The sequence below is a fragment of the Pseudoalteromonas sp. SG44-8 genome, from assembly GCF_014164125.1.
GTDB lineage: Bacteria > Pseudomonadota > Gammaproteobacteria > Enterobacterales > Alteromonadaceae > Pseudoalteromonas > Pseudoalteromonas rhizosphaerae.
The window spans coordinates 1-21,303 of sequence record NZ_JACJEQ010000007.1; the positions used below are offsets into that span (position 1 = coordinate 1).

Annotated in this window: 22 protein-coding genes; 11 read left to right on the forward strand and 11 right to left on the reverse strand. The window is 40.6% G+C overall.

The window, feature by feature from the left end; genetic code table 11:
* Positions 1 to 78: 78 nt before the first annotated feature.
* From H5163_RS07670 to H5163_RS07685, 4 genes are all read right to left on the reverse strand, one after another.
* On the reverse strand, positions 79 to 1,269 hold the full coding sequence (locus tag H5163_RS07670) for an amino acid aminotransferase (protein WP_149983417.1): 1,191 nt from the start codon (positions 1,267 to 1,269) through the stop codon (positions 79 to 81).
* A 79-nt stretch (positions 1,270 to 1,348) separates the two neighbouring features.
* Positions 1,349 to 2,008 (reverse strand): histidine kinase, encoded by a 660-nt coding sequence (locus H5163_RS07675; RefSeq protein WP_182734871.1) that lies wholly within the window; start codon positions 2,006 to 2,008, stop codon positions 1,349 to 1,351.
* Positions 2,009 to 2,061: 53 nt separating this feature from the next.
* A complete protein-coding gene (locus tag H5163_RS07680; protein ID WP_182734873.1) occupies positions 2,062 to 3,720 on the reverse strand; it encodes a fused response regulator/phosphatase in 1,659 nt (552 codons plus the stop codon).
* Positions 3,720 to 4,025: an STAS domain-containing protein gene (locus tag H5163_RS07685; RefSeq protein ID WP_145240332.1), complete on the reverse strand. Its 306-nt coding sequence runs from the start codon at positions 4,023 to 4,025 to the stop codon at positions 3,720 to 3,722. The genes H5163_RS07680 and H5163_RS07685 overlap by 1 nt, the downstream gene beginning before the upstream one ends.
* 157 nt (positions 4,026 to 4,182) lie before the next feature.
* Between H5163_RS07685 and H5163_RS07690 the strand changes: the two genes are divergently transcribed.
* The 6 genes from H5163_RS07690 to H5163_RS07715 all read left to right on the forward strand — a co-directional run bounded on the left by H5163_RS07690 (position 4,183) and on the right by H5163_RS07715 (position 8,178).
* The gene (locus H5163_RS07690; RefSeq protein WP_145240330.1) at positions 4,183 to 4,512 is read left to right on the forward strand and encodes a stress response translation initiation inhibitor YciH; all 330 of its coding nucleotides are present in this window, start codon (positions 4,183 to 4,185) and stop codon (positions 4,510 to 4,512) included.
* Positions 4,513 to 4,653: 141 nt separating this feature from the next.
* Positions 4,654 to 5,205: a hypothetical protein gene (locus H5163_RS07695; protein WP_182734874.1), complete on the forward strand. Its 552-nt coding sequence runs from the start codon at positions 4,654 to 4,656 to the stop codon at positions 5,203 to 5,205.
* A 929-nt stretch (positions 5,206 to 6,134) separates the two neighbouring features.
* The gene (locus tag H5163_RS07700; RefSeq protein WP_182734876.1) at positions 6,135 to 6,347 is read left to right on the forward strand and encodes a hypothetical protein; all 213 of its coding nucleotides are present in this window, start codon (positions 6,135 to 6,137) and stop codon (positions 6,345 to 6,347) included.
* Positions 6,348 to 6,613: 266 nt separating this feature from the next.
* A complete protein-coding gene (locus H5163_RS07705) occupies positions 6,614 to 7,093 on the forward strand; it encodes a hypothetical protein (protein ID WP_182734878.1) in 480 nt (159 codons plus the stop codon).
* Positions 7,071 to 7,502 (forward strand): hypothetical protein, encoded by a 432-nt coding sequence (locus H5163_RS07710; RefSeq protein ID WP_182734880.1) that lies wholly within the window; start codon positions 7,071 to 7,073, stop codon positions 7,500 to 7,502. Before H5163_RS07705 ends, H5163_RS07710 begins: the two co-directional genes overlap by 23 nt.
* 127 nt (positions 7,503 to 7,629) lie before the next feature.
* Positions 7,630 to 8,178, forward strand: a complete 549-nt coding sequence (locus H5163_RS07715) for a hypothetical protein (protein WP_182734882.1) — start codon at positions 7,630 to 7,632, stop codon at positions 8,176 to 8,178.
* 409 nt (positions 8,179 to 8,587) lie between these two features.
* On the opposite strand, the gene H5163_RS07720 is transcribed toward H5163_RS07715, so the two are convergent.
* Positions 8,588 to 9,742 carry an IS110 family transposase gene (locus H5163_RS07720; protein ID WP_182734884.1) on the reverse strand — a complete coding sequence of 385 codons (1,155 nt, stop codon included), beginning with the start codon at positions 9,740 to 9,742 and terminating at the stop codon, positions 8,588 to 8,590.
* 161 nt (positions 9,743 to 9,903) lie between these two features.
* Here H5163_RS07720 and H5163_RS07725 point away from each other — a divergent pair, with 161 nt between their 5' ends.
* Positions 9,904 to 10,230, forward strand: a complete 327-nt coding sequence (locus H5163_RS07725; RefSeq protein WP_310736642.1) for a hypothetical protein — start codon at positions 9,904 to 9,906, stop codon at positions 10,228 to 10,230.
* 114 nt (positions 10,231 to 10,344) lie between these two features.
* Positions 10,345 to 10,680, forward strand: coding sequence for a hypothetical protein (locus H5163_RS07730; RefSeq protein ID WP_182734888.1), 336 nt, complete (start codon positions 10,345 to 10,347; stop codon positions 10,678 to 10,680).
* A 429-nt stretch (positions 10,681 to 11,109) separates the two neighbouring features.
* Here the strand turns inward: H5163_RS07730 and ggt are convergent, their stop codons facing one another.
* Entirely contained in the window at positions 11,110 to 12,780 is a 1,671-nt protein-coding gene (ggt, locus tag H5163_RS07735) for a gamma-glutamyltransferase (protein ID WP_182734889.1), read from the reverse strand.
* Positions 12,781 to 12,872: 92 nt separating this feature from the next.
* Positions 12,873 to 13,409 (reverse strand): GNAT family N-acetyltransferase, encoded by a 537-nt coding sequence (locus tag H5163_RS07740; protein WP_145242886.1) that lies wholly within the window; start codon positions 13,407 to 13,409, stop codon positions 12,873 to 12,875.
* Between the two features lie 95 nt (positions 13,410 to 13,504).
* Between H5163_RS07740 and H5163_RS07745 the strand changes: the two genes are divergently transcribed.
* The 3 genes from H5163_RS07745 to H5163_RS07755 all read left to right on the forward strand — a co-directional run bounded on the left by H5163_RS07745 (position 13,505) and on the right by H5163_RS07755 (position 15,733).
* On the forward strand, positions 13,505 to 13,873 hold the full coding sequence (locus H5163_RS07745) for a hypothetical protein (protein ID WP_182734890.1): 369 nt from the start codon (positions 13,505 to 13,507) through the stop codon (positions 13,871 to 13,873).
* Positions 13,874 to 14,169: 296 nt separating this feature from the next.
* The gene (locus H5163_RS07750) at positions 14,170 to 15,315 is read left to right on the forward strand and encodes a porin (RefSeq protein ID WP_182734891.1); all 1,146 of its coding nucleotides are present in this window, start codon (positions 14,170 to 14,172) and stop codon (positions 15,313 to 15,315) included.
* A 10-nt stretch (positions 15,316 to 15,325) separates the two neighbouring features.
* Entirely contained in the window at positions 15,326 to 15,733 is a 408-nt protein-coding gene (locus H5163_RS07755) for a phosphate ABC transporter substrate-binding protein (protein ID WP_145242880.1), read from the forward strand.
* Positions 15,734 to 15,803: 70 nt separating this feature from the next.
* Here the strand turns inward: H5163_RS07755 and H5163_RS07760 are convergent, their stop codons facing one another.
* The 4 genes from H5163_RS07760 to H5163_RS07775 form a co-directional block, all read right to left on the reverse strand.
* A complete protein-coding gene (locus H5163_RS07760) occupies positions 15,804 to 17,429 on the reverse strand; it encodes a methyl-accepting chemotaxis protein (RefSeq protein ID WP_182731043.1) in 1,626 nt (541 codons plus the stop codon).
* A 421-nt stretch (positions 17,430 to 17,850) separates the two neighbouring features.
* Entirely contained in the window at positions 17,851 to 18,768 is a 918-nt protein-coding gene (locus tag H5163_RS07765) for a F0F1 ATP synthase subunit gamma (protein ID WP_182731042.1), read from the reverse strand.
* Positions 18,765 to 20,405, reverse strand: a complete 1,641-nt coding sequence (locus H5163_RS07770) for an alternate F1F0 ATPase, F1 subunit alpha (RefSeq protein ID WP_182734892.1) — start codon at positions 20,403 to 20,405, stop codon at positions 18,765 to 18,767. Before H5163_RS07770 ends, H5163_RS07765 begins: the two co-directional genes overlap by 4 nt.
* A complete protein-coding gene (locus tag H5163_RS07775; protein ID WP_182734893.1) occupies positions 20,398 to 21,303 on the reverse strand; it encodes a F0F1 ATP synthase subunit B in 906 nt (301 codons plus the stop codon). Before H5163_RS07775 ends, H5163_RS07770 begins: the two co-directional genes overlap by 8 nt.

Here is a 21,303-nt window from a genome sequence, read left to right on the forward strand (position 1 = left end):
GTTCTAGGTTAAAAAATAAAACCGCACAACAATAAGTTAGTGCGGTTTTTTATTTCAATAAATGCTATTTAAATAAGATTATTTACAAACATCTGCAACAGCATTTGCAAAGTAATCGATATTAGCTTGACTGATACCCGCTACGTTAACGCGGCTTGAACCAACAATGTAGATACCGTATTCTTTTTGCAGGCGCTCAATTTGTTCTTTATTAATACCTAAGAAAGAAAACATACCGTGTTGACGGTCAATAAATGAGAAGTCTTGAGCAATCTCTTTTGCCGCTAGACTGTCTTTGATCAAAGTACGTAGGCCATTGATACGGTTACGCATTTCATCAAGTTCACTGTGCCATTGTTGTGTCAGTTCTGTACTGCTTAAAATGGTATTTACAATGTCAGCACCGTGCGCAGGTGGCATTGAATAAATGCTACGTACCACACTTAACATAACAGAGTTTGAAATGTCTGCTGTTGCACTGTCTTTAGCAATAATTGAACATGCACCAATACGCTCGCGGTATAAACCAAAGTTTTTCGAACATGAAGAACAAATGATTAACTCATCAACTGCATTGGCTAAAATACGTAAACCATTTGCATCTTCTTCAAGGCTTGAACCAAAACCTTGGTATGCAATATCAACCAGCGGTGTAAAGCCAACATCTTTTGCCAGTTCAGCAACCGTGTTCCACTGTGCTTCGTTTAAGTCCATACCACTTGGGTTATGACAACATGCGTGCAGTAATACCACATCACCTTTTGGCACTTGGGTAAGGGTTTCGATCATTTCATCAAATAATAAGTCTTTGTTTTCATAATCGTAGTACGGGTATTCTTTAACTGTTAGGCCAGCGGCTTCAAACAAGCTAATGTGGTTTGCCCAAGTAGGATTAGTAACCCATACTGTCGCACCTGGATTACAGCGAACTATAAATTCAGCTGCAACTCGCAGTGCACCTGTACCGCCAGGAGCTTGTGCTGTACGAACACGATTAGCTAATAACGCTTGGTGCTCACCTAATAATAGGTTTTCCATTTTTTGGCAGTAATCTAAGTTACCCGCCAAACCAATGTATGATTTGCTAGTTTCGTTTTCAAGACGAAACGCTTCAGCTTTTTTAACTGCTTTTAATACCGGCGTATTACCGAATTCGTCTTTATAAACACCAACCCCTAAGTCAATCTTATTTGGGTTAGTATCTTGCTTATAGGCCGCCATAAGGCCAAGAATAGGATCAGTGGGTAATGGTTTTAATACTGAGAACATTGACTATCTCTTTCATTATTTAGGGGTTAGCTGTTGCACTTAGCTTAACATAAAAGCTCACTAGATTGACTAGTGTTATTTACACTAAAAAGTGAGGAATTTTAATACAGCACGCAATTAATAGCGCTAATGTTTGCTGGTTGAAAAAATCGTTATTAAAGGCTTCGCCATCAACAATACCAACGCAGCGATTTGCACTGTCAAAAAGCGGTAAACAGGCTTCTGATTTTACTTTAGGGTCACAGGTATAATATTCACCACCCGCAGCCAAATACTGCTCAACGTTGTTGATCACTCGCCCTTTACTACTCAGTGCCACCTGCACATTATTACTACCAGCAGCAAATGCTTCAGTAAGCGGAAAAAGCGGTCGGCTTGGCGCGCCAAAGTAAGTCAGTTTAAGTAATTGCTGACCCTCAGGTGTTGCTGTACTTTGGTAAATGCCGTACCAATCAACCTTAGTTTGCGCTACAACGTAATCAACAATTAGTTGTAATTGAGCAAGCTTTTGCGTGGTGTGCTGATCTTGCGGTAAAAAATCAGTGAGTTTAAACGGCTCATCTTGTAAATAGCCAAATAAACTGCACGCCCCGCCTTCACCCAGTTCTGGTATTTGATATTGCCAGCGTACCTCAGGATGCGACTGATTTGATAAATAGCTTTCGAGCTTAGTAAGCTCAGTAGAGACTAACTGAGCAGGCACATCTAACTGCGCAAGAGATAAATAAGAAGAAACCATTTAGCCATCCAAACATCTAAAAAACGAATCATAGCATGGCTAATCAACCACGACTAGCTTTGTTGCTGCGCTAATCGATAACACATTTCAATTTGATTACCCGATGAGTTATAAGTCACCTGCTCTGCTATTTCTTCTAATATAGATAGCCCACGACCGTGCTCGCGATTATTACTGTTAGCATTACTGTCGGTGTTTGCAAAACCATTGCCTGAATCGCAAATTGTAAAATAAAGGCTCAATGTATCAGGACAATAACGTATATCTACAATGATCAATGCATCAACGAGTTTGGCTAATGTTGCCTCTCGAAGTTGATAATACTCAATAAAACCATCCTCTTTATTTTTAATCGCTGAATCGAGCCCTAATACACCGTGATCAAGTGCATTATTATATGCCTCAGAGAGCAGTAAAAAAATATCAGAGCGGTGCTCTTTTAGCCCGCCAACTTGGGTGATCACTTCGACGATTTCAAGCACTGGATCGGTTTGTTTTATTTGCTGTGAATTAAGCGTTAAAGAAAAATTGAACGGTAATCGAGAGTAAGCGGCTTGCTCTTCAGCCGCAGCAGGAACCGCCATACAGTTAAAAAGCACTAAACTAAGGTCGTCCTGTTGTTTACTGCCATGAGCAAACTTGGTCACTTGATTGATCACATCTTTACAGCTGACTTGGGGCTTGCTTGCAAGTGCCTTTATAAAGCGTTGCTCTGAAAAAAATTCATCGTCTGCATTGGTAGTTTCTATAATACCGTCGGTGGCCAGTGCCAAACGCATACTGCTATCGACTTCAAAATGAATTAATTCACGCTCAAATTCATCGCCTTCTAAAATCCCTAAAGCCATGTGCTGTGACTCTAAGGTTTTTAATACGCTTCCTTGTTGATCAATTAAATAAGCGTCAGGCAAGCCACCAAGCCAAGCAGAAACACTTTTCCCGGAGCTACTTAACTCAATAATTGTCGCGGCACAAAACATATGCCCGGGCAATAATTGTACTAATACGGCATTAACTTCTGCGGCAATATCACTGACCGCCATGCCTTTATTAACCATAGTGTAAAACACTTTCGACGCCGGCAATGCCCCTACCGCTGCCGCTAAGCCATGGCCGGTAAAATCCCCCAGCATACAATACAAACTACCAATTGGACTTTGCCCAACCAAACACATATCACCATTAAACATAGAAGCCGGTGAAAGATGAAAATCAATGTTGTTGGTAAACTTATGTTGGTTTTCTAAGGCATTATTAAAAATATGCTCAACGATTTCGTGCTCGCGCTCGGTTTGATTGTAATGATATTCTAATAATTTATTTTGTTCGTGGGTTTTTAAACTCAGCTTGCGGGTGCGGCTATGAGCTTTTATTTTCGCGGTTAAAATTACTTTATCAAACGGTTTATGAATAAAGTCATCACCACCGACCTCTAAACAACGTTCAAAACTGTTTTGATCTTCCAAAGAGGTTATAAAAATAATTGGTAGGTGAACATCGTTGTATAACAGCTTAATTTTTGTCGCTGTTTCATAGCCATCCATTACTGGCATTATTACATCGAGTAGCACAATATCAATGCTTTGCTGTGCTAATATTGCTAATGCTTCAACACCGTTAGCGGCAGTTGATACCTCGTAATTTTGTTGCACCAGCATTACTTTCAAAAGCGTACAATTAAGTGGCTGATCATCAACAACGAGAATATGCATTAATCAATATCAAACTTTTTATCAAAACGTGATATTTGCAGGATTTTTTTCAGTTGCGGCTGACAATTACTGATTTGAATTGCATCAACTGAGGTACCCAAGGTCTTTTTCATATTCAGTAACATACCAAGGGCGGAGCTATCCATGTAATCTGTTTCTCGCAAGTCAATTACGACCTTAGCGGTTTTTTCATTGATATCGGAATACGACTGTCGAAATGACTGCACTAAATTAAAGTCGAACTTCCCTTTAATTTGAATAGTCAGTGTAGCACCATCTGCTGATGCACTCTTACTTAGACCCATTAGTTAACTCCTGCTCAGATTATCCATTCTTAATTAGTATTAAATATAACTTGTTAATGATAAATCACCAAAAATAAAACACCCTATGCACAAATTTGTTTTAGATTTGATATTATCTAGGCCATTGTTTATTTAACTTTTTAAATGCAGGTTAAGCATGAGTGATAGTAATCTCGTTTATTCAACCGAAACAGGCCGTATCAGCCAACCAAAACCAAGCACAGAAGTGGCTAGTAAAGTATTTAAAGACGGCGCCCTGCGCATCGAACGCCAAACCAAAGGCCGTAAAGGTAAAGGTGTTATGTTGGTAACTGGTATTGACAGCGAGCAACACGATTTAAAAAAACTCGCCAAAACCATTAAAAGTAAAATGGGCCAAGGCGGCGCGGTAAAAGACGGCATCATTGAAGTACAAGGCGACGACCGCGAAAAACTCAAAGCCATCCTAGAAGCACTTAAATTCAAAGTAAAAATTGCCGGAGGGTGATGAGCCGCCGGCTTGCCTATAAAAAGCAGAGACTTGATGACCTAATTGCATATCTGTACTTTCTTAATTTATGATCAATGTATTGTAATACAAAGAAAAACATTGGAGATAAAATTGTCTACCCACACAAAGAGAGCTTAAATGATATTAGATAATCTACCCAATAAAAAACTAGTCTCTGCTCTAAAAGCTAGTGCAGCTTTGGATATAGAGCTTTGTGAAGACGAATACCTAAGGTGCTTTTCTTACAAAGCTAATTGGGCGCCAGGGATAGACGTTGCTTCATATGAAAATGGTGGTGGTGATGAAATCGTCATTGTCATAAAAGGTGATGCTATTTTAATTAAAGGCTTCGATCATGAATCAGAAGTTAGTCCTCATGCTCAAGAAGAGTTTAGAATTTGGCCAGGGATGTATGAAGGGGCTCCTGAAGAACTGCTCGGCGTTTTAGATAACGATTTCTTCGAAATAGCTCATGTGACCTTTTGTTTTTGGCGTACTTCCAACTCAGGGTCATGGCGACAAGGAACTGTTAATTTCCAAAACAATGAAGATAACGGAGCTAATTGGCTGCTCCCTGCAATCACTATAACTCCAGAATATTTTATTGAGTATGCGAAGGACTACTACCAAGATGACTTTAATAAAATAACACCAGCAAGGGTACACCAAGTATTCAGCGAATATGAATAGCACAAAACTTTATCGGTGCTGTTGATACAATAAAACAAAGTAATAAAGTAGCGTGGTAACTTGCTTCGCTTGTTCCTCGCGATTTAGCCACTCTCATTTTACCGCCAACGGCAGCGTTAATTTAACTGGAGCAACACTCAATTATGGATGATGTATCGAAGCAATTTAAATCAGTAAAAAAACGGTTTTATCTCATATTGCTATTAACTATTGTATGCTTTTCAAGTGGCTTTACTCTTCAATATTTTGATATTGAGTTTCTAAATCCTTTTTATGGTGCATTAATCGGAGTGCTCATATTTAACGTTGGTATTTGGTTGTATTACAGGTGTCCAAAATGGGCTATGTTACCTTTCGGTGTTGGTGAACTATACTTAATGTACTGAAACCCAACAATGGCAGATGCTGTATGGCTTCAAAGCAGTTTCAAAATGTATTACGTCACGTTATTAACTTAAACTACTCCCAACTAAAAAACTCCGTCATGAATTTGAATCTAATATTGCTAATAACCAACTGGGTCAAGCCATTGCTGACCATGAAGAAACAATATCTCATTGTCCACATTGCGATTCACACGAATTAGGTACTGACTATATTGAGAATTATCTGATTTGGTTTAGAACCATGGAAGATAACACGGAGTTCTCAGATCAAACATGGATAAAAGAGGCTTTATAAAATGAATTATCGCCTAGCCACACTTAACTACAACATAGCCATATATAAACAGTCGTTGTATTTGGATTTTTTCAACAACTCGCGGGATTATTTCTTGTATTTTACAACAACAAAAAAACAACAAATATAAATCCCTTGATTTACATTTAGATACAGAGTTAGACTGAAAGTATTAAAAAACTCAAAGGATTTTCTCTCTGCAACTTGTGGGTTTAGATCCTTTGAATAAGCTGTTATGCACAAAAATTATGAATAAACTTTACGATCATCCTGACGCTTTTGAAGCGGAAATTACCATTTTTACCGAACAAGAAGGTGGACGAAAAACTCCACCAAAAAATGGTATAAGATGGGATTTAACTTATGCAGAGAATAACCCCGAAGGCCGAATGTTTATGATTTGGCCAGAGTTCATTGACGAAAACGGTGATTCTATTGATACCGGCGTTCCGGTAAACTGAAAGCTAGAATGCATATCGTGGCCAAGGAAATGATGGAGTTTCATTCTGTTCGAATTTCAGTGGGGACTAAATTTTTCAGCATGGAAGGGCCGAAAAAAGTTGCAAAAGGTGTGGTCACAAAAGTTACGGGGCTTAGCAAAATCAATGAAGCATAACCAGCGGCTCAAACGGACAAATATTCGCTGTAACCTTTTATGCAAAGAAACGCATAAAAGCCGGCATCAAACATTTGCGCGGTTAGCCGGGCGTTATGTTTCAGGAGAGTCATGGCTACTTGGCAATTTTCAGTAGTATTAATTCCAGCCTCTTGGGTAGAAGAAAATAGCTATAGTTCATCTGCACTTTACGATGAAGAAGGTTACGATACCGAGTGTGCTTGGAAAGATAGGCAGCCTGATTCAGAGTTTAAAACTGTGCTTGGTGAAATTCTTTCTCCATCAAAGTCATGGCATAAAGAATTACTGACTTGGGGTAATGAAAAAGAGCACGACATTCAAGTTTGGGTCGAGAATGAAGCAATTGATGGTATACACATTCGTTTAGATCTGAATCAGAATTTAAATGAAATTATAATCAAAGTGGTTAAAGCAGCCAAAGCCCTCAACTGTTCTCTTTTCTTTCCGGAACTTAGCTCAGTGGCTGAGGCTAATGAGTTTGAGTTAAAAAATGCCATTAAAAAATCAAATGCGGCTAAGTTCGTAACTAATCCGAAAGAATTTATAAGTGAACTTAGTAAAAAAACATAACAAAAACAGTCAAGGCGACGCCAAAAAGCGGCGCGCTTGCTGTTGGCGTTATGCGATTGGAGTGTTAATAATTAGTCCTACTAGTCATATATTAATGAGTTGGCTTTCATCTAATCTAATTGCTGGCAATGTTAGGGAGCGTCGTATAATTACTGCTTCTGGAATTGCTCCTGATATAGATGGGTTTGGGTTGCTAGTCGATCCAATCTTAAGAATGCTAGGGTACAGTTCAAATTTATGGGGTGAGTTTCATCATTCTCTTCATAATTTAGGATTTTTCTTACTAGTGACAGTTACAGCATATTTAGTTGCTACTGTGAATAAATTTAAAGTTGCTGGTATGGCATTCCTTTTATTCCACTTACATTTAATTTGTGACCTAATTGGTTCTAAAGGGCCTGATGGGTAACAGTGGCCTATTTCTTATTTTGAACCGTTCTCAGATTCTATAAATTTGAATTGGCAGTTCCAATGGGAACTTAATGCATGGCCAAACATTGCTATTGGTTTGATGCTGTATTTAACGGTGTTCTGGTTTGCAAAATACCATAGAAGATCACCATTTGAGCTTGTTTCGAAAAAAGCAGATGATGCATTTGTTGGTATATTGGATAGAATCACATAACAAATGCATGTTGCGTAAACCACTGCGTGGTTTGGACGGTTTTCCGCTCGTACCTCGCTACAAACCGCCGCAAATGCAAGGCGTTATAGGGCTCAGAATGGGCATGATTGAGAGAAATCAAGAGAATCGAGTTCCATTTGAGAGGGTGGGCAAGGAGCTCGGTGTCAGGCTTGCTCATGATACCCACTATGACGCTCTCAATTACGAATATTCCGTCATTCTTGGTTCGGACATTCATCGTCTAGATTTTCAGCCGATCGAGCCTGGGGTCTATAAAGTCACAAAATATGTGGAGTCCTACCCTTTTCTCCCTCGGCTGTTTCGCCTTCTACAGAACAATGTGCCTGGGTTCCCTGTTGTTGCAACGATAAAGCATCAGGCCTTAACTGAGCTGCCCATGAGTTTAGAGTCAAAAGAGCTAACCTTTAAGATAAAGGAGTTGGTTCGCAATGCGCTATAACAAGGCCAAGCAGGCTAGGGACGCGCTTATAGCGCGCCCCTGTTGGCAACGTTGGTATGACTCCCACTGTCAAGTTAAACACACAGATCCTTGCCTAACTTTTTAAGCCATAATTACTTCAGCTCGAATTAGAGCGAGTTAATACATAGGATGAAGCAAGTAATTTCGTCGGTTATCTTGCTGATATTCGTTGGTTATTACTATTTCTAGTAACAGAGCAGACCTTACTTATTTCGTCGTGGCACCTGTCTTCAGTCTATGTTCGTGGTTCAATGCAGCGTTAGCTGCATTGCCATCCTAAAGCTTCCGCGTCCTGCTCACGCCCCTTACCTACATCCATGTAGGCAACGCCGTCGGTGGTTGTGCCACACCCGATGCTTGATCCCATGCATTAACTCTAATTCGTTTATCATGCGGGTACTCTTGCCAATCTAAGTTTTGTATTCACTGGCGTAAGCACCACTTCTTTAGCAATGGCCCATATGTACGCAATCATTTCTCGGGCAATTGCAGTGACAACCAGGTTGTAGTGTTTCCCTTTGGCTATCATTTTTTTATAGCGCTTGCAGAGCCTAAGTTGTGCTTTCCACGCAATATCAATAATGTCCTTTGATAAACCTTCTTGTCGTTTTTGCATATCTGTCGATATATTTGCTGCATAGCGATAAGTGTGCGCGCCTTCAACAAGGAGGCGTCTTGCTCGGCCATTTCCGCATTTTGTGATAGCGCCAATATGGCGTTTGCCACCACTCGAGTGTTCACTGGGTACAAGACCGAGATAACTCATTAATTTACGGGGATGATCGAAGCGCGTTAAATCGCCAAGCTCAGCAACAACACCGGTGGCGACCAACAAACGAACACCTCGCATTGCTTGTATTGCTTTAACAACGGGATAATAACGCCATTGATGGACGTGATGTGTAAGTTCATTATCTAATCGTTCAAGTCGGCTTATTTGCTCGGTAATTGTTTGTAAAAACTCTTGTAAGACGATGTGCTGTGCTGGGTGTGGAAGCACAAGCTCAGTGAGCCAACGTAAATGTTTTTGTGACCAATTTGCAGTGCCTTTGTAATTAATATTATTACGAAGCAGCAGTGCTTTTAATTGATATTTAGCATCTTTTAAATCTTTCATGGCTACTTCGCGTGCGCGAGATAAATCACGTACAGCTTCATCTTCAGGCTCGGGAACATAGATAGGTGTTAAATCTTCAGATTTAAGTAATTTAGCGAGCTTAAGGGCATCACGTTTATCGGTTTTAATCTTCTCGCCTGGTTTTTTAGGAATAAGAGACGGGGCAACCACATAACAGCAATGGCCAAGGCTTGTGATTAATCTGTAAATCCAATAACCACAAGGGCCTGCTTCATAAACAAAGTGTAGCGTTGCGCCAGGGTATTTAGATTCAAACTGACGAACAAGCTTTTGAACGGCAATTTTGGAAGACGAAACTCGACCAAGGTGAACAGGTTGTGCACCTCTATGTTCTTCAATATAGGCGACTTCATTGAATTCTTTATGTGTATCAAGTCCGATAAAAAGTATGCTATGTTTATTCATGTTAGCCTCTGCTGTTTAGTTAATTGACAAACTAATTATGGCTTTGGCTTTGAATTAAGCTAACCCACGAAAAGCGGAGGCTAACACCGTGTGGGAGTCATTATGTCTAGTTTTCTATGATTATATATCGCATATTATTTTTAAATTTAATTTTTGTATCGGTGGCAATATTGGCAAGTGATAAACCTGATGGTACTACTGATGAACAATGGAACAAGTATATTGAGCATAAAGCCACTTGGGATAAAATGCTTAAGGATCGTTATGATAATGAGTTAAAGCATACTCCACCTAAACCTCCCTGGATTAAATATCCTAATCGTCATCCAACTGATATATTTTGGCGAATGGGGAACGGTGAGGATTATTTAGCTGATTATTTCGGTTTGTATTTTAAATACTCTTCTAAAGCTGAGATAAATGCTTATAAACTTAAATACCCAGAACACACAGACTGGCTTGGGACGTATGAAAGTATCGAAAACTAACAAGCCGCCAAGGTTCGCCGCAAAAAGCGCGGCTGGGACAAATACTCTCTGGGCAAAGCCCAACAACGTTCGCATTTGCCTCTTGGCAAAGCGTTAGCCGTACAAGGAGTTCACATGAAAATATGGATATTGTTTCTCATTTCGAGTATCTCTTTCTTTGTACAATCTAATAACGATATTGCTGTGAAAAAGGAGATTGATTTATTTTTGGGCGTTTCTGAGTGTTTAAGGAATATTCCCAGCAAAAAAATTATAAATCAAGAACACGATGAATTATCTTTAATCACTAGCGTAATTGAAAATATTACTCTTGAATTAGGCACAAATGATAACGAGCAAAAAGAATTCAGAGAATTATATAAAATAGCTTCCAAATACTGTTCAAAAGAAATAAATGACCTTAAAGCTAGTTATAAAAGTACACCTAATCGGGTAACTGGAGGTCTCTAACCTCCCTCCACACTACCCATCATGCACTTTTCATTAACAGGAAGTGCTATAGGCGGTTCATCTCCCGTTATCAATATTGATCCAAATATCTTTCAATGACACTAAACCTTGTGAAGCTAAATAGTTATTGCTCAGCGCAATGTTAATTCCTTTTGTTTTTGAGCTTCGACAAGGGTCTTCGCTTCCAAACGCCTACTTTTGGTGCTGGTGATACCACATGCTACGGCGAGTCGTTCGTTTACACCCAATTTCATTAAACTGCGTACTGCGCGAGGTAAACTCGCGCCTACGAGTCACTCCCCTAACACCTAGTTACCTAGCTCCTAAAACCTTTTTGTAATTGGGCTTCGTTACCCTCACCCCAACTACAATCGCTTGATTTATCACCAAGCAATCTTACAACTTATGACTTACCGCTTAAAGCTGCAATCAAAACACCATCGCCTTACCGCGCCCTGACGCTTCTGAGCCGGCATCTAGTTTGCCATCACGTTCGATGATAACATGCATATCACCAAAATGGCGCTCGTCTAAGGTGTAGCCCATTTTCTCTAGTGCTTTAACAACGTTTGCATCTAACCCTGCATGATGACGTATGACATTTTTAGGCCAAAGTTGATGATGAAAACGCGGGCTATTTACCACTTCATCGGCGCTCATATTAAATTCAACCGCGTTTAAAATAGATTCGTACACCGAGCTTATTATGGTGGTGCCGCCAGGTGAGCCGGTAACCATTTTAACTTTATTGCCTTTGAGTAAGATAGTTGGCGTCATTGAACTAAGCATACGCTTATGCGGCTGGATTTCATTGGCTTTACCACCGAGCGCGCCAAATACATTCATCACCCCTGGTTTGGCACTAAAGTCATCCATTTCATCGTTAAGCAAAAAGCCCGCGCCAGCAACGACTACACCACTGCCATAACCTAAATTAATGGTGGTGGTATTCGATACTGCATTACCCCATTTATCAACTATAGAAAAATGCGTGGTTTGTTCGCTTTCATATAACCCTGGTTTAATGTTTTCAGTCGTCGATATTTTATCGAGTGTGATGCTGCTACTGCGCTTTTTAAGATAATCCATGGCGATTAATTCGCTCTTTGGCACGTCAAAAAAGTCTGGATCACCTAAGTACTCTGCTCTATCAGCAAATACGCGTTTGCCAATTTCTGCTAATAAATGAATATATGCTGTGGAGTTGTGCTCAAGCCCTGCTTTGGGTTTAGTCAGCTCGTACATTTTTAACCATTGTATTATTGCAATACCGCCGGAGCTTGGTGGTGGTGATGTGAGTACTTGGTAACCGTTCCAAGCGGCTTTCATCGGGGTACGTGATTTTGCTTGATAGGCTTTTAAATCCGCTTGCGTAATGATCCCGCCATGTTCAGCCATAAAATCGGCAATGATTTTAGCAGTTTCTCCTTCATAAAATCCTGCCTTACCTTGCTCGCGAATACGTTTTAACGTGGCTGCAAGCTCAGGTTGCTTAAAGTTTTGATTAGCTTTAGCGCTGGCAAAATAATCAGCAAAGTTAATTGTTACGTCTTTTTTAGCCATGCGGGCAATGTAGCGCTCAATACTGCTGGCTAATTTCGGGTGAACAATAAAACCCTGCTCGGCTAACTTTACTGCAGGCTCAACAAGGGTTTTCCAATCAAGTGTGCCGTGTTTTTGATGAGCAAGCCACATACCAGCCACACTACCGGGTACCCCACTGGCGTGAATGCCGTATATCGATTTATTTGCAACCACATTACCTTTGTCATCCAAATACATATCGCGATAGGCGGCAATTGGAGCTGTTTCGCGGTAATCTATAAAGTCGCCTTGCCCGTCTTTTTGGATCAGCATAAAACCACCACCGCCAATGTTTCCCGCTTCAGGCAAAGTTACGGCTAATACAAACTGCGCAGCAATGGCTGCATCAACCGCGTTACCGCCCTGCTCCAAAATGGCTTTTGCTACGTCACTACTGTAACTATCGGGCATAGCTACTGCTGCTTGGGCTGTTTTGCCACTAGCTGCCAATGCAGTTATATGTAACTGCATTACAATGACACTAAAAATCAGTAAATGTTTTACACCTGCAAACATATTTAATTCCTTGTTGATTTTATTTTTTGATTATTTTATTAACCCCATTAATACACATTCAGTTAACAAGGGTCAAACTACAATAAACAGCTTTACACAAATTTTCGATATAACACGGCTGGTAACTCGCCGAACTCGTCGCTATGGGTATAGTGTTCAATAAACTGCAGACCCAGCTTTTCCATCACTTTAATCGAGCCGTTATTGTCTTTTAGTGCAGTGGCGCTAAGTGCCTTGATCTCAGCATTGGCGGTGATCACATCGGCAACGGCTTGCGCGGCTTCACTGGCGTAACCTTTACCCCAACTTGTGCGTTTAAAACGCCAGCCAATTTCAATATCACTAAAATCAGGCTCTGCAGTAAAAAACCCCATTGGCCGAATTAATATCCAACCAATAAAGCTGTCATTATCATTAAGGTTAACTTGCCAAAGCCCCCAGCCCTGTTGTGGATTGCGGTAGGCTTGCATGCGCGGAATAAAAACGTCTTTGATGGTGCTCATGGTCGTCGTCTTGCCACGAGTAAGGTACTCCATAACCTGTGGGTCGTTATCGAGTTCAAACAGTAGCGCACTGTCATTTTCATCCATTAATTTAAAATTAAGTCGTGCTGTTCGAGGTATATTCATTTTCTAGCCTGTATATTGCTTGTTTTAAGATTGCCATCAATACTGTACCAGAGGAAATATTCCTCGGGACATAATTATTATACAAAGGAACAAATATGAACAAATTAGCAAGTTTAGTTTTATTCGGCTGTGTAGCACTAACCGGTTGCGAAGACGCCAGCGAAGCAAAAAAAGAAGCGGCTGAAGCAAAAGCTGAGGTTAAAAAAGCACTTAATGATGCATGGGATGAAGTAAAAGAAACCAGCAATCAATTTAAAGGTGAATCACTTGATGAGCTACTGCAAGAAAGTAAAAAACTTGGCCTTGATATGTATGATGATGGCAAAGAGGTGGCTTTAGATGCCTGGCTTGAAAGTAAAGAAGCAGCAGGCGAGTTAACCGAAAAAACCAAGCAAAAAGCCCAACAGCTCGTTGAAGAATTACAAGCCGCACGTGAAGAACATGACAAAGAAAGTAATAACTAACCCCCTGCACTTTAAACTGCTATTTTTATAGTTCGCTGCATTACTGAATTTCTCGTCAGAGTTGATGTTAACACCTATTTTATCTGATTAGGCTGCTATTAGGGCAGCCTACATTCGCAATATAATTAGATCAGCTCGGCTGATCGTACGGGTTGTTTTCAAGTTACCTACCACACTTACCTCATTTTAAAAAATACATATATAAAATCAAAATGATACTGTTAAATTGTCGATAATTCACATATTTACTCCTATACTCTAGCTGAAATCAACATACTAAAAACTTAGGATACACAATGAAAAAACTTCCTCTCGCAATTGCTTTATGTGCTGTATGCGCATCGGCAAGCTCATTTGCAGAAGTGCGTATTAATGGTTTTGCCTCTATTGTTGGTGGCAAAACATTGGATGATAATACAACTCGATACGGGTACGACAACGACATTTCATTTAAAAATGAAAGCGTTTTTGCTTTACAATTATCGGCTGATTTACAAGATAAGCTCAGTGCAACTGCACAAATTGTAGCCCGTGGTAACAATAGCTTTGATGCCGAATTTGAATGGGCTTATTTAACATACGAATTTACCGATGAGCTGCAACTCAGTGCGGGTAAAATGCGTGTGCCTTTTTATCGCTACTCTGACTTCTTAGATGTTGGCTATGCTTATCGCTGGGTAAGACCACCGCAGTCTGTTTATAGTATTCCATTTTCTACCTATGAAGGCTTGAGCCTACTGCACACTTCACAAATAGGAGATTGGGATTCAACCTTACAAGTCATTTATGGTGGCTTTGATGGTGACATTGCAGCAGTTACAAACAATGATGAAGCCAAACTAAACGACATCGCAGGGGTTAACTGGACTCTATCGTATGATTGGTTTAGTGTTCGCGCTGCTTACTTAGTTGCTGAAACCTCTATTGATTTAAGCAATGGTGAAGCTGGCGGACAAGCTATTAATGGCCTTGAACAATTACTGCGCGACAACGGCCTAATAACTCAAGCTGATGATATTGCTATAAATGAAGATGACGGTACATTTATTGGTGTGGGTTTTTCGATTGACTATAACAACATATTATTTGATGCCGAATATACACAGTTTGAAGTTGAAAAAAGTATCTTAGCAAAACAATCACAATATTATGCGTCGATTGGTTATCGTATGGATGAGTGGATCGTTCATTTTACCTATGAAGATAATGACGACAAACATGACAAATCTCGCTTTGATCAAGTAACCCAAGTGCCTCCTCTCAATAATGGGATTAATCAGGCACTCGATGGTGTTCGTGCACAAAGTAATGTATACACTATCGGAACTCGTTACGACTTTCACCCATCTGCGGCACTAAAAGTTGATTTTAGCCGTTTTAATGATGATATCTCAGATACTGAAACGGATGTTATTGCCGTTGCTGTTGATTTGGTTTTTTAAGGGGATGGTTATGAAAAAACTAATTTTAGCGGGTCTTATGTCTGCCTGTTCATTTAGTGCGTTTGCAGGCGTTACTGTGATCGTAAATACAGGTAATGCCAACGCGATAGACCAAGATGAAATCAAAAAAATCTACCTTGGCAAAAGCAAGTCATTCGCGGATGGTGTGAAAGTAAATCCAGTAAATCAAAACGGCAACAGTATTGCTGATGAATTCAATGACAAAGTGGTTGGTAAATCAAGTAGCCAACTTAATGCCTATTGGTCAAAATTGGTTTTTACTGGTAAAGGTACACCGCCAGAAAAACTAGATAATGACCAAGCGGTGATCGACTTTGTTTCGAGTAATGCCGATGCTATTGGCTATATTGATAGCAGTAAAGTGAGTGATGCAGTGAAAGTAATCGCAACTTTCTAGCTGTTATAACTTAAATAAAAAACGCCTTGTGGTATCTAACCACAAGGCGTTTTTTATTATAACTACAAGGTTATTCGACTTTAAATTTAGCCGTCGCATCCAATAGATTATCAGACAAGTAATGTAAGTTCTTCGCCACATCACGAACTGCAGTAAGCGAAGCCATAGTATCTTCGAATGATGTATGCATATTAGATACATTTTCGACCACCATTGCCGCAACTGATGTTTGCTCTTCAGTGGCTGCTGCAATTTGTGAGTTCATACCATTAATTTCAAGCATTTGCTCTGCAATTTTTTCAATTGAAATACCTGTATTTTCTGCAGCTGTTGCATTATTACTGGCCATATCACGCGCCGATGTCATAGCGCTAACCGACTCGTTTGCAGCACTGGTTAAAGTGTTTAATAATTCACGAATTTCATTGGTTGATTTAGCCGTACGCGATGCCAACTCTCTGACTTCATCAGCAACCACAGCGAAACCACGTCCTTGTTCACCCGCTCGCGCAGCTTCTATAGCAGCATTAAGTGCTAACAAGTTGGTTTGCTCTGCAATCGAAGTGATCACATTAAGTATCTGAGTTACATTTTTTGTATCATCCGCTAGCTTGTTAATTGTCGAAGCGGCACGATTAATTTCAGCGCTTAACGTCTGAGATTCAGTGACCGATGTTCGGATCTGTGAACGGCTTTGTTCCACTTCTTGCTCAGCCGTTTGCGCTGCACGTGAGGCACTTGCTGCCGAATGTGAAATGTCTCCTACACTTTGCTTCATTTCTTCCATCGACTGTTTAACTATTTCAGCATCTGCGGTTTGCTTGCTGGTCGCATTTTCTGCTTGTTCCATGCCTTGCACTAAGCGCGTTGAGTTTTCCATCAAGGGTTCACACACCGCCATTACTTCGAGTACCGACTCTCTTAACAAGGCTATAAATGTATTGAAGTTAATTGCAACTTGGCCGATTTCATCTTCACTACGAACTGTAAGCTGCGTGCTAAGAGAGCCTTTCCCCTCACCTAATAAGCGTAAATTGCCAGCCGCATCACTGGCGGCGGCAGCAATTCCACGAGCAATCCAAATAGCCATAAATAATAGTAATAACAATGAAACAGATGACACAACCAGCATTAACGTTAATGCATGATCAGAGCGTGACTTGGTATTTTTTACCAACTCAAAAAAGCGCGCATCGGCACGTTGCTGAGCAGCTTTAAGACTTTGCAACACCGAGTTATACATATTGGTTTTAGATTGTGCTTGCTGCTGGATTTTACTAAAATCAGCAGTTCCACTGATCATATCGTTAGCAATTTTTGTTGATATAGCAGCGTATTCGGTTAACTGTGTGCGTGTTTGCCTATCAATGTAGGTACTATTAATATTATTTATTGCGTCAAGATTCTCAGTTAATGCTGTCAGCGTCTCTTTTGCTTTATCAACAATATCTTGTTCGCCAAATGTAACTGCTTGTGTATAAAGCTCATCTAATTTTTCAAGTAACCCGACGTTCGCTGATGTTAGTTTTACCACTTGATAAGATGTTTTTTCAAGTTCGTCTAATGAGCCCCGATTGTCCACCATCGAAATATAATTGATTAATACAATAACCACAAAAGCGATAACAGCAATACTCGTGATAGCGTGAATTTTTTTACTTATGCTTAGGTCCTGAAAAGACAAACTTGAAGCCATGCGATCTACCTTATTATTTAACTATGTGTATTATCGGCCTATTAGTTATAAGTGTTAACTATATTTTTAATTTATCTAGCTTTATTGCCATAAAAGTTCACAAAAGGCACAAAAAATAAATCAATCGCCCGATAAAAACTAGATAATTAGAGCAATCTGTTGTTTTTGTGCTTGCAAGGTTATTATTTGAGCACACAATCACTAACTAATATTAGCAATATATACTCTCTTTATTTCAATATAGCAGAAGTTATCGTTAAAAGAGCTGAAATATGGCTACACTATGCTGGAAATATCAACAAATATTACATCACCTTGACTATAAAAAACGTGTTACTCTATAACTCAACAAATTAAGATGCGAAATACGCAAATATCTTAGTTCTAACTTCATTTTGAGTTACAAGGCTTAATAGATTATTTAATCAGCATTCAAGTTAAGTAATTCATAACCTGCCAGTACATCGCTTAGCTCTGCATCAATAGAGCTTTGCCTTAGCACATGAAACTCTTTACCGAGATTGTCTAATAATTCTTCTATGTTTTTTTCTGCACGCTGCATCGCCGCAAGCCGGCTAGCATTTTCACTGGCCAACGACTCGGCACAGGCGCGATAAAGCGAAATAAATATGTATTCGCGGATCAATGCCCGTAGTGTCATATCATTACTACCTAAAATTTCGGGTAATCGTTTTGTCGGCCAAGGGATTTGTGCTAACTCTCGTTGCCATTTTTGATCAAGCGGCAGTAATCGTTGTGATATTGGCTGATATTGAGCGCCCGATTGCATCTGATTATAAAATACATAAACACGTGCAGCGCTTGCATTAGCAAGGTGTGTTTCGCTATCAATTTGAATTTGCCCAACCAACGCGGTGATCTCATTTATGCTCGTGGGCACCGTAAAACTTTTTTCCATAGATAAACCGGCATCGGCGAGTCGTGAGTAGACTCGCTCACCCACCGCCCACACTTGCAGTTGTGTGGTCTGAGATTGCGCGCCTAAATCGGCCAGTGCTTTAATTGCAAAGTCAGCAATATCTTCATTGAACTGCCCAACTAAACCTTGATCGGAGCCAAACACAATAGCACTGACTATATTATCGCCCTGCTTATCTGTGTTCGATATTGCACCCACTGCAGGTAAATTAACATCAACCGCCTGTATCGTAGCGCTTAATCCTAATTCTACCGTTCGATAGTAATCAGTTAATGAGCTGACAGATTTTTCGTATTGACTAATACTCGATGCGGCAAGCGCCTTCATCGTCCGCACAACTCCTTTTAAATCGCTGGCACTGTCGATTTTATGACGCAAATTAGCAGCGGTATTACTCATGGTTGTTCAGAGCCGTCAGCCAGCAATGGCGCATTACTATCTTCAATACTCGCCAGCGCTTGTTTTGATAGGGCAATGATATTTTGATGATCCTCGTCACTTAATGATCCTGAGGTTGCTAATCGCGTTGATAATTCAGCAGGCAAACGATTGATAATACCTCGTAAAGCATTTTTTGCTGCGCTCATTTTTGCTAATGCAATGGTATCAAATAGGCCCGAAGTCAAAGCAAGTAATAATATGATTTGTTCAGCGACTGGAAGCGGAGATGATTCTGGCTGGCGTAAACTGGCGCGAATACGGCGGCCATGTTCAATTGATTTTGCGGTATCTTGATCTAAACGCGCACCAAAGCGAGCAAATGTTTCTAGCTCTTCAAATTGTGCATAAGTCAATTTTAGGTCACCCGCTACAGCCCGAAACGCTGCCAGTTGAGCTTTGCCGCCAACACGCGAAACAGATTTACCAACATCAACAGCGGGTAAAACACCCAATTCAAATAACGATGGGGATAAATATATTTGCCCATCGGTGATCGAAATTAAGTTGGTGGGTATGTAAGCTGAGATATTTTGTGCTTCTGTTTCAATGATAGGCAGTGCAGTAAGTGAGCCACCGCCAAGTGCTTTATTTAATTGAGTGGCGCGCTCAAGTAAACGTGAGTGAATATAAAAAATGTCGCCAGGAAATGCTTCACGCCCAGGTGGACGACGAAGCAGCAACGACAGTTCACGGTATGCGCGCGCATGTTTGGTTAAATCATCAAAAACAATCAGTACATCTTGCCCCTGTTGCATATAATATTCCGCGATACTCATCGCTGCATAAGGGGCAATGTACTGTAAGCCCGCCGGTTCATTGCCTTCGGTAACCACCACCACAGTATAAGCCATTGCGCCTTGTTCACGTAATGTCGCCACAGCCTTTGCCACACTCGAAGCCCGCTGCCCTATTGCGCAATAAACACAGAGCACATTTTTATCGTGTTGATTGAGAATAGTGTCAATAGCAATCGCGGTTTTTCCGGTCTGTCGATCACCCAGAATAAGCTCCCGTTGCCCTCGTCCTATTGGGATCAAGGCATCAATAACAATCAACCCCGTTTGTAACGGCACTGTCACCGCAGCGCGATCCATTATCGCCGTTGCCGTTCGTTCGATTGGTAAATGCTGCGTGGCTTGAATAGGCAACCCATCATCTAGCACCTGACCAAGAGGATTAATAACGCGCCCCAATAACTCATTACCCACAGCGATATCCATAACATGACCGCTGCGTCGAACCTCATCACCAGCTTGTAAATGTGCGTAATCGCCAAGTAATACCACGCCTAACTCATCTATATCGACATTGAACACGATACCTCGCACATTGCCAGCAAAGATCAACATCTCTTCAAAACCGGCACTGGGTAATCCTGATACTTTGGCAATACCGGTTGCAATATTGGTAATTATACCCACCTCATACGATTTCATTTGAGGCGAAAATGCCTTACGAGCTTTTTCGATTAGGGCGAATGAGCTGTCGAAAATATTATCGAGTGTTTCGCTATGATAGGCTGTTGTTGCTTGGCGAATTAAAGCCGAAGATTGGCTGCTATTAGTTGTATTAGTTGTATTAGTTGCATCACTCATGGTGGTTTTCAATGTTAGTAATGGGTTTGCTAGTAAGTACTTTGCCTTTATCTTGCTCTTGTTCAGGCAGCTCATCGTTTGGTTTATTATCACTACTGCGCTTGGTTTTGTTGTCAGCTGCTCCCTGCTCAACAGCTTTGCCATTTTGTTTTAGCAGCGCCACAACGTCTTGTTCAAGCGACTGCAGGTAGTCAGCAATATTCCAGCCTAATTTTTGGCCATTAGTACTCAATTCAATACCACTAATAAGCTCTGCTGAGGTGGCAAACTCTAAGTCAATGTCAGCGCCAAATGTTGCTTTAATCGCTTTATCAATAGCAGCGCGCTCTGTATCAGGCAACTCAAATGCACTCGTTAATAATGCCGGTTTTTTGCTGTCTTTGAGTGCTTTTACTAGCGTCGTTTTTGCCGCTGGCTGCAACTCACTTAATTGCGCTATAAATACCTGAGTGACTTGCTGCTCTAAACTTGCGCTTGCAAGGTCGTGTAAGGTTTTGCGGGTGATAGCAAATACTTCATCACTGGTTTTACGCCTCAGTATATTGGTCAGATGTTTAGCATCTGCGGCGATTATTGCTTGATGTTTATCATGTAATGCAGCAACGTCTTGTTGTGCCAGAGCCAGTAACTGCTGTCGTTTTGCATCAGCATCATCTTTTGCTTGCTGTAATAACGTGTCACGCTCTTGAGCAAATTGGTTATTTTTATCTTCAAATATAGCTCGCTCAGCGCTGGCCTGTTGCTGTTTAGCCGCAGCAACATCGAGCTCATCGGCAATGCGTTGCTCACGGTCGTCAATAGCATGCAAAATAGGTTGGTAAAGATAACGTTTTAACAACCATACCAAGATCAAAAAATTAACAGCCTGTGCTGCTACAGTGAACCAGTCAATTAACAT